At 72.6% G+C, this 12234-nt stretch carries 11 protein-coding genes; 6 read left to right on the top strand and 5 right to left on the bottom strand.

The window, feature by feature from the left end; all coding sequences use genetic code 11:
- Positions 1-168: 168 nt before the first annotated feature.
- Entirely contained in the window at positions 169-1317 is a 1149-nt protein-coding gene (locus tag ACH4U7_RS28940; protein WP_398530752.1) for an ATP-binding protein, read from the bottom strand.
- 399 nt (positions 1318-1716) lie between these two features.
- Between ACH4U7_RS28940 and ACH4U7_RS28935 the strand changes: the two genes are divergently transcribed.
- Both ACH4U7_RS28935 and ACH4U7_RS28930 read left to right on the top strand, forming a co-directional pair.
- Positions 1717-2895 carry a hypothetical protein gene (locus ACH4U7_RS28935; RefSeq protein ID WP_398530751.1) on the top strand — a complete coding sequence of 393 codons (1179 nt, stop codon included), beginning with the start codon at positions 1717-1719 and terminating at the stop codon, positions 2893-2895.
- Between the two features lie 677 nt (positions 2896-3572).
- A complete protein-coding gene (locus ACH4U7_RS28930; RefSeq protein ID WP_398530750.1) occupies positions 3573-3944 on the top strand; it encodes a hypothetical protein in 372 nt (123 codons plus the stop codon).
- A gap of 36 nt (positions 3945-3980) precedes the next feature.
- On the opposite strand, the gene ACH4U7_RS28925 is transcribed toward ACH4U7_RS28930, so the two are convergent.
- The 3 genes from ACH4U7_RS28925 to ACH4U7_RS28915 form a co-directional block, all read right to left on the bottom strand.
- The gene (locus tag ACH4U7_RS28925; RefSeq protein WP_398530749.1) at positions 3981-4532 is read right to left on the bottom strand and encodes a hypothetical protein; all 552 of its coding nucleotides are present in this window, start codon (positions 4530-4532) and stop codon (positions 3981-3983) included.
- A gap of 74 nt (positions 4533-4606) precedes the next feature.
- Positions 4607-5875, bottom strand: coding sequence for a sensor histidine kinase (locus ACH4U7_RS28920; RefSeq protein WP_398530748.1), 1269 nt, complete (start codon positions 5873-5875; stop codon positions 4607-4609).
- Positions 5872-6582 carry a response regulator transcription factor gene (locus ACH4U7_RS28915; RefSeq protein WP_398530747.1) on the bottom strand — a complete coding sequence of 237 codons (711 nt, stop codon included), beginning with the start codon at positions 6580-6582 and terminating at the stop codon, positions 5872-5874. The genes ACH4U7_RS28920 and ACH4U7_RS28915 overlap by 4 nt, the downstream gene beginning before the upstream one ends.
- Positions 6583-6741: 159 nt before the next feature.
- Here ACH4U7_RS28915 and ACH4U7_RS28910 point away from each other — a divergent pair, with 159 nt between their 5' ends.
- The 4 genes from ACH4U7_RS28910 to ACH4U7_RS28895 are packed head-to-tail and all read left to right on the top strand — an operon-like array spanning position 6742 to position 10491.
- A complete protein-coding gene (locus tag ACH4U7_RS28910; RefSeq protein ID WP_398530746.1) occupies positions 6742-7290 on the top strand; it encodes a hypothetical protein in 549 nt (182 codons plus the stop codon).
- Positions 7290-8537: an efflux RND transporter periplasmic adaptor subunit gene (locus ACH4U7_RS28905; RefSeq protein ID WP_398530745.1), complete on the top strand. Its 1248-nt coding sequence runs from the start codon at positions 7290-7292 to the stop codon at positions 8535-8537. The genes ACH4U7_RS28910 and ACH4U7_RS28905 overlap by 1 nt, the downstream gene beginning before the upstream one ends.
- Positions 8534-9190, top strand: a complete 657-nt coding sequence (locus ACH4U7_RS28900) for an ABC transporter ATP-binding protein (protein ID WP_089513719.1) — start codon at positions 8534-8536, stop codon at positions 9188-9190. The genes ACH4U7_RS28905 and ACH4U7_RS28900 overlap by 4 nt, the downstream gene beginning before the upstream one ends.
- Entirely contained in the window at positions 9190-10491 is a 1302-nt protein-coding gene (locus ACH4U7_RS28895; protein ID WP_398530744.1) for an ABC transporter permease, read from the top strand. The genes ACH4U7_RS28900 and ACH4U7_RS28895 overlap by 1 nt, the downstream gene beginning before the upstream one ends.
- A 647-nt stretch (positions 10492-11138) precedes the next feature.
- Here the strand turns inward: ACH4U7_RS28895 and ACH4U7_RS28890 are convergent.
- Positions 11139-12098: a helix-turn-helix transcriptional regulator gene (locus ACH4U7_RS28890; protein WP_398530743.1), complete on the bottom strand. Its 960-nt coding sequence runs from the start codon at positions 12096-12098 to the stop codon at positions 11139-11141.
- Positions 12099-12234: the final 136 nt, after the last annotated feature.

Here is a 12234-nt window from a genome sequence, read left to right as displayed (position 1 = left end):
GTGCGGGCGGCCGGGTTCACGGCGGTTTCACGACGGTTTCACGCCCGCGGCCCCGCTCGATGACCGCCTGGCCGACCCGGCCGACCCGGTCCCGAGAACGGGCCGCCGCTACCGTCTCGTCCGGCGTAGTCGCACGCGGTGCCCAGGGCCGTTGGAACGCCGGGCCGATCAGCGTTGCGGCGCGGGCACCGCTTCGCCGTAGAGCTCGTCGACGCCGATGAGCAGCACACCGTCGCCGCCGCGTGCCGCCTCGCCGCGCAGCGCGTCGCTGAAGCCCGCGGCGCTGAAGCAGGCCAGCGCGCACTGTCCGGTGTCCATGCCGCGTCCGGCGAGGAGTTCCCGAGCCCGAGCGAGACGCTCCAGGTGGCTCAGCCCCATGATCGTGCCCCACTTCGCCTCACCGAGCAGGTGGACCGCCGGCTTTCTCCCGCCCGACCCGGGTTCGGCCACGGCCACATCGACTTGAATCTGCCGCCGCGCTGCCGGGTCTGTCACCACACCACAGCCGACCTCGCCCAAGGTCGAGCCGAGCAGGGACCGTCCGGGCCCCAGCATGTACTCACGACACACCGCCTCGAAGTGCGGCCCGGCCACCTGGGCAGCGAAACGCTCCGCGGACTGGCCCCACACCTCGGCCGCCTGGCCACTCTCCAGGCGGGCCCAGGCGGGTCGCATTACGGCCTCGTAGAAATTGATCAGCGGCTCGGTGATGCGGTACTGCGACTTCCCGGCCCGGAAGATGTCCGCCTCCCGCGCCAGCAGATGACTGTCCTCCAGCACACGGAGCGGGTGTGAGATGTCCACTGACTTACGGCCGATATAGCCCGCGATCCCGCCCCGGGTGGTGTTGCCCTGGGCCACCGCGGCGAGGACCGAGTGGTACAGCGCGGTGTCCCGGATGTCCGCCTCCTCGGCGGGCAGATACCGCGCCTCCCTGAAGAGAGGACTGAAGGGGGACAGGACCGTACGGCAGATCCAGTCGTCGAACTCCTCCAGGCTGCCGGGCACATCGTCCCCCAGGAACTGCCGTCGGTACGCCGGCGTGCCGCCGACCACGGCATGGAGACGAGCCGCAAGGGCAGGGGCGTCGGCGACCCCCCAGAAGTCGGCGGTAGCCCGGTATCCGAAAGGGCGAACCACGAGTTCCATCTGTGCGCGCCCCCGCAGGGGGGCGGTGCTCGCCAGCAGACCACCCGTACGGGGCTGGCCCCGCCGCTTCCACGAGCGGTACCGCGGCGTCCTGCCGCTCAACTGCCCGGACGAGCTGCCGGAGGAGGAGACACAGGAGCAGCAGGTCGTCACCGAGCTGCTGGCCATCGCCCAGGGCTGCGGATACGACGGCCGCCCGGCCTACCGGCTGCCCATCAGCTTTCCCCGTTTCGCGGCGGCCTTCGCGGCGCTGTACGTCTGGCGGCCGGACGACGGGCAGCTCCCCGCCAAGCAGAACTCCAAGATCGCGCGGATGGTCAAACAGGCGATCGCCGAGGAACGCCGCTACACCCTCCAGGAAATGAAGGAACGGGCCGAGGCGCTGGCCCGGGACGAGCAGGTGGCCCAGCGGCTGGGCGGGCTGGTCGGGGTGATGGTGAAGGTGGCCGACGTCTGCCGCTTCCCCCACCGCCGTACGGTGCGCTGGTACCGCAGGAAGTGGTTCCGGCGCCAGGTCGTCACCCAGCGGCGCACCGCGCGGTCACCGAGCGCCGCTTCCGAGGCGGAGTGCTCTACGCCGACCTGGGCACTCGTGGGGCCGAACGGCCGCCCACCACAGAGGAACTGCTGGGCGAGCTGCTGCGCATGCTGGGCATCCCCGGTGATCAGCTGCCGGCCCATCGCATCGGACTTACCGCGCTGTTGCGCACGGAATTGGTGCGACAGGGCGAGCGACGCGGGGCCGTGCTCGTCGTGCTGGACAACGCGTCCGACGACACCCCGCTCGCCGCCTGTCTCCCGCCCGAGGGCACGCACCGCCTCCTCGTCACCTCACGCATGCCCCTTGAGGCCCCCGGCACCGCCGCACTGCGCCTGGCCCCGCTCTCCGCCGAGGACGCCCGCACCGTACTCGGCTCGCCGGGGACGGTCCCGGACGCCGAACTGGACGAGGTCGCCCGGCTGTGCGGAAGGCTGCCGCTCGCCCTGAGCGTCGCGGCGGCCCGGCTGAGGGAGGACCAGGAAGCGGGGGCGGGGCTGCTGTTGGCAGCCCTGCGCACCGAGTCGGCGCGGCTCGCCGAGCTCGGCCTGGAGGCCGCGTTCGACGTCTCGTACCACGCCCTCCCACCGGCCGACGCGCGTCTGTTCCGCCTGCTCGGCCTCCATCCCGGCACCTTCCTCGACGCGGCGTCGGCAGCGGCCCTCAGCGGCCGCCCCGAGAGCGAGACAGGACCCGCCCTGCGCCGCCTGCGCCGGTCCCACCTGCTGGAACCCGGCGACGCGCACGGCCGGGTCCGCTTCCACGACCTGACGCGGCTGTACGCCCGCGAGCGCCTGGCCGACGAGCCCGAGCCGGAGCGCAGGGCTGCCCTCGACCGCTTCCTCACCCACTGCGCACAGCGTGTGGCGGGGGCGGACGACGAGTGGCTCGGGCAAGAGCGCCGTATGCTCGCGAGCGCCGTCGACGCGGCCGTGGACGCGGGCCTGTACGAGCGCGTGGAGCCGCTGGCCGCGCCCCTGGCAGGGTTCCTCGTCCGGCAGGCCCGTATCGTCGAAGCCCTGCGCCTGCTCCGCGAGATGGTGATCGCGGCCCAGTGGCGGGGGGACCTGGTACGGGAAGCGGACCTGTTCCTGGCAATGGGCCGGCAGTACGCGGCGCTGGATGACGACGAAAGGTCCTGGGTATGTCTGCGCGTCTACGACAGGTTCCAGACGCGCCGGGGGGGTGATCGTCACCTTCGCCCATGAGCAGCTGGGGACGGTGGCCCTGAATCGGGCGGACTACAAGTCCGCCGCCCGACACTTCCGCAGGGCCGTCAAGGCCTCGAACCGGCTGGGTGACCAGCGCAGACTCGCCATTGCGCTCGACTGTCTGGGCGAGGCACACGCGCACCTCGGACGGGATGCCGATGCCTCGCACGCGTTCCAGCGTGCGCTCGCCGTCGCCCACGCGGCAGCCGCCCCGGACGCCGCCTGCCTCGTGCACATCGATCTGGCCAAGCTCGCGCAGGGTTTCGGCTCCTGGCCCTTGCCGCGGGACGCCGAGAGCGAGCCCCCCGACTGGGAGTCGGCCCGGTTCCATGCCTCCCAGGCCCTCGACCTGGCCCAGCGGCTGGGCGACATCCGCGCTGTCATCGGTGCTCTGATCGCGTTGTCGGTCGCGCTGAACGGAGCGGGTGACGAGGAGCAGGCCATCACCACGACACGACAGGCCGCCGATCTGGCCCGAGAGCACCGGCTGCCGCATGAGGAGGTGGCTGCCCTGGTCCAGGAGGCGTTGATACTGGAGGGCCTTGGCCGCGGCGACGAGGCGGAAGAACGGTTGGCGGCCGCGGACGCACTGGAGGGCGGTGCGGGGTGCGGGCGGGGCGCCGCCCGGCATTCCGGAGCCGCCCCCGTCGTCTCCCGCCCGCCTCGACCGACACGTGGTGCTGCGCTCCCTCCTCTTCCCCGCTTTCGGTGTTGTCATCGCTTTGGCCGCCATCGCGCTCCGCGGCTGGAGCTGGCTCTGGGCCGGGTACGGAGCGCTGATGACGGCCGCGTTGTGGGAACACTACGACTGGGGGGCCGAGTCGGCGGTCAAGGGCTTCCAGGGCCGGGCCGGGGAGATCTTTTGGGGCCTGACGTTGCCGGCGGCCGGCTGGGTGGCGTGCCTGGCGCTCTATGCGGAGCACGCTCTCGATGCGGTCCTGTGGTGGTGCGTCGCGGCTTTTATACCGGTCGCCTACGTGCGGCTCATGTTTGTCAGGCAACGACGCGAAGAGCGGCGGATCTCGCAGCTGCCGGACGACTTCTGAGCCGTCGCGGTCCCATCGGCCGGACCAGGCCTTCCCTTAGCGGGGGCGGGCGCCCTCGCCGTTTCTGAGCGCCGTGGCCGCTTCGTGGTCGCCGCGTTCCTCCAGAAGGGCGGCGAGGTTCGCCACGGCGTGGGTGTGGCCCGCCTCGGCCGCCCGGCGGTAGAGCGGTTCCGCCTCCTCGAGGTCCCCTCGTTCGTCCAATCGCGCCGCGAGCTCGAAGGTCGCCTGGAGATTTCCCGCTTCCGAGGCCAGCCGGTAGACCTCGTCCGCTTCTTCCTCCTCGGAGAGGTTCTCCAGCAGGCCCACCAGGGACTCGCACACGTCTTCATCCGCGCGGTCCATGTCGAACACCCGCCACAACAGCTCCACCGACTCTCCGCCCGGCACCTGCACATCCGTGGAGAGGAGCACGGCCAGCTCGATCAGGGTGTTCGCATCGTCGGGATCGGTTTCCAGGATCCGGCGGTAGGTTTCTTCGAGTTCGCCGCGGAGCGAATCCAATATGTCGTCATCGGCCTCGGCTTTGAGGGCGTCGCGGTACTCCCGCTCCAGCCTGACGGCCTTGGCCCGGTCCGTTTCCTCACTCACGCTGCTGCCTCCGGCGCCGCATTCGAGATCGAGATCGCGGCGAAGCCTAGCCGCGCCGAAGCGCTATGGGGCGGCTACGGGGCCTCGTCCGCCTCCTCGGCCGCCTCCGCGTGCGCGGGCAGGGTCACCGTCACGGTCAGGCCGCCGCCCTCGCGGGGGCGGGCCGTGACCTCGCCGCCGTGGGCGCGGGCGATGGAGCGGACGATGGACAGGCCGAGGCCCGCGCCCTTGGCGGTGACCAGGCGGTCGGTGCCGAGGCGGCGGAAGGGCTCGAAGAGGGCGGGGAGCTCGTACGGGGGGATGGCGGGGCCGGTGTTGTCCACCTCGACCTCGATCCGGCCGTCGTCGCGGGCGCGGCAGGCGACCCGTACCCGGCCGCCACCGTCGTCGCCGTCGGGGGTGTTGTGGCGGATGCCGTTCTCGACGAGGTTGTGCACCAGCCGCTCCAGCAGCAGCGCGTCGCCGGTGGTGGGGGCCGGGGCGGTCTCCTGCGTCAGCGTGATCCCGGCCGCCTCCGCTTCCCGCGCGGTCTGTCCGACGACATGGTCCACGACGTCGGAGAGATCTACCGGCGCCCGCTCGGTGATCTCGTTCTCCGAGCTCGCGAGCAGCAACAGCCCGGTGATCAGCCGCTCGTGGCGGGCGTTGATCTCAAGAAGGTTCTCGCCGAGCTGTTTGACGTCCTCGGAGGCGGTTCTGCGGTGCATGGCCACCTCGACCAGGGCCCGCCCCAGGGTCAGCGGGGTGCGCAGCTCGTGGGAGGCGTTGGCGACGAAGCGGCGCTGGCCGTCGAAGGACCGGTCGAGCCGTTCGACCATCGTGTCGAAGGTGTCGGCGAGGTCCTTGACCTCGTCGTCGGGGCCGCGCAGGGCGATTCGCTCATGCAGGCCCCGGTCGGCGGCGGGGGCGCTCGCGATACGGCGGGCGGTGTCGGTGACCCGGTGCAGCGGGGCCAGCACCCGGCCGGCGGCCAGCCAGCCGAAGCCGGCCGCCACGCCGCCGACGACCAGGAGGGCGAGCCCGCCCTGGGTGATGAGCGAGGTGGTGGCGGCCGCGTTCAGCCGGTCGCGTTCGTCCTTCACCCACTTCTGCGCCGTCTTGTCGGTGAGGACATCGCCGTCCCCGGTGATCACCCGATCCTGGGGCGGGCCCGTGGCGGGGCCGTCGGACTTCACGTTGCGTGCGTAGATCTTCAGACCGCCGCCGGCGAGCTGCTGGTTGAACAGCGCGTACGTGACGCCGAGCAGCACCACGCCGGCCGCGAGGAACAGCCCTCCGTAGATCAGGGTGAGCCGGGCCCGCAGGCTGATCCGGCGCGGCAGGAATTTCAGGCGGCGCGTCATACGATCCGGTACCCCACGCCCGTGACGGTCTCGACGACCTGCGGCTCGCCGAGCTTGCGGCGCAGCTTCAGCACGGCCAGCCGGACCGCCCCGGTGAACGGGTCGGCGTGCTCGTCCCAGGCCTTCTCCAGCAGCTGTTCGGCGGAGACCGCGCTTCCGTCGGCCCGCAGCAGCTCGGTCAGCACGGCGAACTCCTTCTTCGACAGCGGTACGTAGCGCCCGTCCCGGAACACCTCACGGCGGGCCGGGTCCAGGGTGATACCGGCCCGGCGCAGCACCGGCGGCGCGGCCGGGCGGCTGCGGCGGCCCAGCGCCTGGACGCGGGCGGCGAGTTCGGCGAAGGCGAAGGGCTTGGTGAGATAGTCGTCGGCGCCGAGGGTGAGCCCGGCGACGCGGTCGGCGACCTCGGCGGCGGCGGTGAGCATCAGCACCCGCGCCGTCGTCCCTGCCCTGGCTCCGGCTTCGGCCCCGGCTCCCGCCTCAGCTCCGGCTCCGGCTCCGGTTCCGGCCAGCTCGCGGCAGATGTCGTCGCCGTGCACACCGGGCAGGTCCCGGTCCAGGACGACCACGTCGTAGTCGTTGACGGTCAGCCGCTCCAGCGCCGCCGCGCCGTCGTACGCGACATCGACCGCGTGCGGCTCGTCGCGCAGCCACTCCGTGATCGCGTCGGCGAGCAAGGGTTCGTCCTCGACCACCAGTACCCGCATCGGTCTCCCCTCCCCGTCCGGCCCTCCCCGGCCCGGCGAGGCCATGGTGCCCGGCGCGGCGTTTCCGCGCCGTTAAGAGGCGACGGAAACGTGGGGGAAACGCGGTCTGCTCTTGCATCCCTTCTCGTACGGATCGATCGAGCAGAAGGAGACGACGCCATGAGCAGGCGGATCCTCGGCATGGCAGCGGCCGTGCCACTGGCGCTGACCCTCGCCCTGTCCCTGACCGGATGTGGCTCCGACGGCGGCGGCGACGGCAAGGTGGCCTCGGCGAACGGCGCGAAGAAGGACGGCGGCGGCAGCGCGGGCCCGAGCATGGATCCACAGGAGATGGGGGTCAAGTTCGCGCAGTGCATGCGCGAGCACGGCATCGACATGGAGGACCCGGAGCCCGGGCAGGGGATCAGGCTCGCCATCCCGCCCGGCACCCCCAAGGGGACGGTGGAGAAGGCCCAGGAGGCCTGCCGCGAGTACGACCCGGTGCAGAACGGGGGCGGACGCAAGCCGGACGCGAAGGCGCAGGAGAACATGCGCAAGTACGCCAAGTGCATGCGTGAGGAGGGCGTGGAGAACTTCCCGGACCCGGTGACGGAGGGCGGACTCCGGGTCGAGGGATCGATCATGGACGACCCCGACTTCTCCAAGGCGGAGAAGGCGTGCAACAAGTTCATCGGCGGTGGCGGCACCCTCCACAAGGAAAAGGGCTGATGGGGGAGGTGACCGTGGACAGCGCGCAGGACCGGGAGCCGGCGCGCGAGCGAGAGCGGACACCCGAGCGGGAGTCTGAGCGGGCGCCTGAGCGGAAGTCGGAGCAGCCGTCGCAGCGGGCATCGGAGCAGGCGCCGGAGCCGGCAACCGCCCTGAGCCCCCGGCGCCGTAAGGCCAGGGGCCGGGGCAGGAAGGTGGTCGCCCTCGCCGTGCTCGTCCTGCTGGCGGGCGGCGGCGTCACGGCCGCGAAGCTGGGACTTGGCGACCGCGGCTCGGGCGACAAGGCGGCGAGCGAACTGCCGCCGAGCACCGCCGAGGTGACCCGCCGGACGCTCAAGGACACCCAGAGCGTCGACGGACAGCTCGGCTTCGGCCCCACGACCACCCTGGCCGCCCGGCGGCCCGGCACGGTCACCGAGGCGCCCGAGGCGGGGGACCGGATCACCCGCGGCAAGGCGCTGTACGAGGTGGACGGACGCCCGGTGACGCTGATGTACGGCTCGACGCCCGCGTACCGCGCCCTGAAGAAGGGCGCCGAGGGCGCGGACGTACGCCAGCTGGAAAAGAACCTCAGCGCGCTCGGCTACACGGGCTTCACGGTCGACGACGAGTACACCGACACCACGGCCGACGCGGTGCGCGAGTGGCAGGAGGACCTGGGGCTCGCGGAGACCGGGGCCGTGGAGCTGGGCAGCGTGGTGTTCGCGCCCGACGCGGTCCGGGTGGACAGCGTGGCGGCCCGTAAGGGCGACACGGTCGGCCCCGGCGGCAAGGTGCTGTCGTACACCGGCACCGAGCAGGCCGTCACGGTGGAGCTCGACCCCGCCGACCAGCGGCTGGCCAAGAAGGGCAGGGAGGTCGAGGTCGAGCTGCCGGACGACCGGACCGTCAAGGGCACCGTCCAGGACGTCGCCACGGTGATCGAGCCGGGCAACGGGCAGGGGGAGGAGGCGAAGACGAAGGTCGAGGTGGTCGTCGGGTTCAAGGACGAGACGGGCCGCAAGGCCGCCGACGCCTACGCACTGGCCGCGGTGCACGTCGACTTCACCTCCGAGACCCGTAAGGACGTGCTCACCGTGCCGGTCGGCGCGCTGCTGGCGCTCGCCGAGGGCGGCTTCGGCGTGGAGGTCGTCCATGGCTCGACCTCGGAGTACGTGCCGGTCACCACCGGTCTGTTCGCCGACGGCCGGGTGGAGATCTCGGGCAAGGGCCTCGCCGAGGGCATGAAGGTGGGGGTGCCCAAGTGATCCGTCTGACGGATGTGACCAAGACCTATCCGGGCGGGGTCACCGCGCTGGGCGGCGTCAACCTGGACATCGCACCGGGCGAACTCGTCGGCATCGTCGGCCCGTCCGGCTCCGGCAAGTCGACGATGCTGCACATCCTCGGCACCCTGGACCGGCCCACGACCGGCGGTGTGCGCATCGACGGCTACGACATCGGCACGCTCTCCGACACCAAGCTCTCCGCGCTGCGGGCGAGCCGCATCGGCTTCGTCTTCCAGCACTTCCACCTCGCCACCGGCACCTCGGCGCTGGACAACGTCGCCGACGGGCTCCTGTACTCCGGGCTGCCGGTGGGCGAGCGGCGCAGGCGCGCCGCGCTGATGCTGAACCGGGTCGGGCTCGGCCACCGGGTGCACCACGAGCCGCACGAGCTGTCCGGCGGCGAGCGGCAGCGCGTCGCCATCGCCCGCGCGGTCGCGGGCGACCCCGCGCTGCTGCTGGCCGACGAGCCGACCGGCGCGCTCGACTCGGTCTCCGGTGCCGAGGTGATGCGGCTGCTGCGGGAGCTGCACGCCGGGGGGACGACCGTCGTGATCATCACGCATGACTGGGAGATCGCGGGCGGTCTGCCCCGGCAGGTGCGGATGCGCGACGGGCGGGTGGTGGCGGACTGATGGCCACGGACACACACCCTGGGCGTACGGAGCCTACGGAGCCTACGGAGGCTACGGAGGCTACGAAGCGTACGGACCGGGCCGGGCGTACGGATCGGCGCGCCGATGCGCTCCGCCCCGCCCGGCTGCGCCCCCGCGATGTGGTCAAGGTCGGCGCGGTGGGCCTGCGCACCCGCCCGCTGCGGGCCTTCCTCTCCGCGCTGGGCATCGCCATCGGCATCGCGGCGATGGTCGCGGTGGTCGGCATCTCGTCGTCCTCCCGCGCCGATCTCGACCGCAGCCTCGCCGCGCTGGGCACCAACCTGCTGACCGTCTCGCCCGGTTCGACGATGTCGGGCGGCCAGGCGCGGCTGCCGGAGACCGCGGAGGAGATGGTGTCGCGGATCGGCCCGGTGTACTCGGTGTCGGCCGTCGGCAAGCTCTCCGACGCCAAGGTCTACCGTACGGACAAGATCCCCGAGGCGGAGACCAACGGCCTCGCCGCCTACGCCGCCCGTACCGATCTGCGCGCCACCCTCGGCGCCAAGCTCCGCACCGGCAGCTGGCTCAACGGCGCGACCAGCACCTACCCGACGACCGTGCTCGGCGCCACCGCCGCGGAACGGCTCGGGATCGGGCAGGTCGGCCCGGACACCCAGGTCCTGATCGGCGGCCGGTGGTTCACCGTCGTCGGCGTCCTCGAACCCGCCCCGCTCGCCCCCGAGCTGGACACCGCGGCCCTCGTCGGCTGGCGCGCGGCCGAGACCGAGCTGTACTTCGACGGGCGCCCCACCACGATCTACACCCGCTCGCAGGACTCCGCGGTCGAGTCGGTGGCCTCCGTCCTGGGCGCCACCGCCAACCCCGAGGCGCCCGGCGAGGTCGAGGTCTCCCGCCCGTCGGACGCCCTGGCCGCCCAGCAGGCGGCGGGCGAGGCATTCACCGGACTGCTCCTCGGCCTTGGCGCGGTGGCGCTTCTTGTCGGCGGCGTCGGGGTGGCCAACACGATGGTGATCTCCGTACTGGAGCGCCGGGCGGAGATCGGGCTGCGCCGCTCCCTGGGCGCGACCCGGGGCCAGATCCGCACCCAGTTCGTCGCGGAGTCCCAGCTCCTGTCCGCCCTGGGCGGGGCGGGCGGCGCGCTTTTGGGCGCCACGGTGACGGCGGGCTACGCGCTGTCGCAGGGCTGGCCCGTGGTGATCCCACCGTGGGCGCTGCTCGGCGGCCTGGCCGCGACCCTCGCCATCGGCGGCCTGGCCGGCCTCTACCCGGCGCTCCGCGCCTCCCGGCTCTCCCCGACGGAGGCCCTGGCCATGCCGTGAACGGGCCCAGCCGCCTGCCCACCCCCCCCGTGGGCGGGCGGCTCGCCGCCTTGTCAGTCCGGCATGGTTGGATGGCAGGACCGGACAAGGTGGGGCAAGGAGGGGGAGTTGAACCTGTCACGGCGCTCGTACGCGCTGATCGCGGTGCTGGTCCTGAGCCTGCTCACCCTGGTGTACCTGGGCACCCGCGGCTCGCGGGACGCGGCCGGCGAAGCCGCCCCATGGCCCGCCGACGACCCCTGCGTGAAGGACGCGCCCCACCCCGGGGTCTGGGACGAAAAGGAGCCGCGGCTGCTCACGCTCAGCTACGGATACTCCTCGAAATCCGCGATGGGCGGCGAGAAGCACTTCACCATCGGGGCGAGCATCAACGTGGGCCGCCACCCGCTCGTCCTCCACCCGCCTCTCGCGCGCGGCGGGGTGTCGGTCCGCTTCTGCGCCCCGCACGGGAAGGGCCTGATGGCGGAGGCCAAGGGGCTGTCGCCGAAGTCCGTCGAGACATCCGCCGCCAAGGACGGGGCGATACGCGTCACCCGCGAGAAGCCGCTGCACTTCATGGTCGAGCTGCCGCCCTCGGCGCTGCGGCACGGCTACTCGATGTCCGACCTCATGGCGTCCACCCCGCCCCGCAGCAACGACGCGGCCGACTATCCGGTCCTCGTGCTCACCGTCTCCGACCCCGGCCTGGACGCCCCGCTGGTGGCGGTCTCCTTCAAGCCGGACTCCACCCCCACTGCCCAGGCACTCGGTGTGCTGCCGCGCTCCTGAGCCCACGCCGTCAGCAGCCGTAGCGCGGTCTCGGACGGGGAGCCCTCCTCCACGGTGTGGGCGATCAGCGCCTGGTCGGGGTCGTCAGGCAGGCGCAGGGTCTCGAAGCCGAGGTCCAGCTCGCCGACCACGGGGTGCCGGTAGACATACCGCCCGTGCGTCTTGTCCTTGAGCTGGTGCTCCGCCCATGCCTCGCGGAACGCCGGGCTGGCGGCGGAGAGTTCGTCGAGCAGCGCCGCCGTCCCCGGGTCGTCGGGGTGGCGGGCCGCGTCGAGCCGCAGATAGGCGGCCACATCGCTCGCCTTGCCGGGCCAGTCGGCGTACAGGCTGCGCATTCCCTCGTCGAGGAAGACCAGCCGGGCCAGGTTCCGCTCGGCCGGCGGCAGCGCCCCGAAGTCGGTGATCAAGGCCGCGGCGAGGTGGTTCCAGGCCAGGACGTCGGTGTTCCGGCCGACGATGTACGCCGGGACGTCGGTCACCGAGTCCAGCAGCCGCCGCAGCCCAGGCCGTACGCGCTGCGGCAGGTCCGCCGCCTCCGTACGGTCCGCCTCCGACCAGGGGCGGGCCAGCCGGTAGAGGTGCTCGCGCTCCACGGCGTCCAGCCGCAGCGCGCGGGCGACCGCGTCCAGCACCGCCTCGGAGAAGTGCAGGGTACGGCCCTGCTCCAGCCGGACGTAGTGATCGACGCTCACCCCGGCCAGCTGGGCCAGCTCCTCCCTGCGCAGCCCGGGGACCCGCCTGCGGCCGCCGTAGCCCGGCAGGCCCAGCTCCTCGGGCCGCAGCCGGGCCCGTCGGGACCGGAGGAATTCGCCGAGCTCCGCGCGTCTGTCCAGTGCCATGCGGTAAGTATCGCCGTCCCGTGCTCGGCGCGGGGAGGCCAGCCTGGTCACGCCGTGCCCAGGCACCGGCTGCCACTGGGTACGCCGCCGCGAGGCGGCGAGAGTTGGTCTCGCCGGAACGGTTCCAACGGTTCCA

This window comes from Streptomyces sp. NPDC020845, from assembly GCF_044334165.1.
Taxonomy (GTDB): Bacteria; Actinomycetota; Actinomycetes; order Streptomycetales; family Streptomycetaceae; genus Streptomyces.
The sequence above is the reverse complement of the archived record's forward strand: the minus strand, read 5'-3'. Positions and strand labels throughout refer to the sequence as shown.